Annotated in this window: 1 protein-coding gene and 2 pseudogenes; all 3 read right to left on the reverse strand. The window is 69.4% G+C overall.

The genetic code is table 11. The features are described from left to right. Nucleotides 1-287 (reverse strand): annotated as a pseudogene (locus G3N93_RS39775) (MotA/TolQ/ExbB proton channel family protein); the annotation flags it as partial. 18 nt (nucleotides 288-305) lie between these two features. Next, a complete protein-coding gene (dapB, locus tag G3N93_RS39780; protein ID WP_089424479.1) occupies nucleotides 306-1,103 on the reverse strand; it encodes a 4-hydroxy-tetrahydrodipicolinate reductase in 798 nt (265 codons plus the stop codon). Between the two features lie 62 nt (nucleotides 1,104-1,165). Further along, nucleotides 1,166-1,332: pseudogene (locus G3N93_RS41930) on the reverse strand (outer membrane protein assembly factor BamE); the annotation flags it as partial.

Here is a 1,332-nt window from a genome sequence, read left to right on the forward strand (position 1 = left end):
TCCGGGTCATGGTCGTCGGCCGCATCGCGGGCGGCTTCGGCGAGCGGCACGAACACGCGCTCGCGATCGGCGCCGGCCAGCGCGGCAATGCCCGCGTCGAGCGACGACGCGCGCCAGAACGCGGCGAGCGCGCGCGGCCCCTGCCGCTTCGCGCGGATCAGGAGCCAGGCTTTCATGAGGAGGAAGCACCAGCTGGCGACGGACATCGCCAGCAGCACATAGGCGACGGCATGCGTGATCGCATCGCCGCTTTCGAGGTAGTGGACAACGCCGGTGGGTATCGCCATCGGAGTTTCCCCGTGGTGTCAGCGCAGGCCGAGCACGTCCTGCATGTCGAACAGGCCGGCGCCGCGCGCCGACAGGAAGTGGACCGCGCGCAGCGCGCCCTGCGCGTACGACACGCGGCTCGACGACTTGTGCGTGATCTCGATGCGCTCGCCGATCCCGGCGAACAGCACGGTGTGATCGCCGACGATGTCGCCGCCGCGCACCGCGGCGAAGCCGATCGACGACGGATCGCGCTCGCCCGTCACGCCGTGGCGGCCGTACACCGCGCAATCGTCGAGCGAGCGCCCGAGCGCGCCGGCGACGGCTTCACCCATCATCAGCGCGGTGCCCGACGGCGCGTCGACCTTGTGACGGTGATGCGCCTCGATGATCTCGATGTCGTAGCCATGCGAGAAATGCTTCGCCGCGAATTCGAGCAGCTTCAGCGTGACGTTCACGCCGACGCTCATGTTCGCCGCGAACACGATGCCGATCTTGCCCGCCGCGGCCTGCAGCTCGGCCTTCTGCTCGGCGGTGAAGCCGGTCGTGCCGATCACGAGCTTCACGTCGTGGCGCAGTGCGGCCTCGATATGGGCCATCGTGCCTTCCGGACGCGTGAAATCGATCAGGGTGTCTGCCTGAGCGAACACGGCGTCGAGGTCGGCGGTCAGCTTGACCCCGGTTTCCTTGCCGAGGAACGCGCCGGCGTCCTGGCCGAGGAACGGCGAATCGGCACGGTCGAGCGCGCCGACGAGCTGCGCGTCGGCATCGTTGAGAACGGCTTCGATCAGCATCCGGCCCATTCGGCCCGATGCACCGGCAATCGCAATCTTCATGGCTTTCTACACGACAGGTCTAAAGACGGGCGGCGCCTGCCGCCCGGTTTCCGCACGCGGACTTACTGCGCCGGCGCGGTGATCGGCTGGTTCTGCAGCGTGTCCGAGCCTTGCGGGCCGACCGGCGGCGACGCCTCGTTCGACACGTTCGGCTGCGGCGGGCGATGGAACTGGAACTGCGGCTGGATCGCGGGTGCAGCACCCGGCGGCTGGCCGCCCGGCACCGGCG

This window comes from Burkholderia sp. Se-20378 (assembly GCF_017104665.1).
Taxonomy (GTDB): domain Bacteria; phylum Pseudomonadota; class Gammaproteobacteria; order Burkholderiales; family Burkholderiaceae; genus Burkholderia; species Burkholderia lata.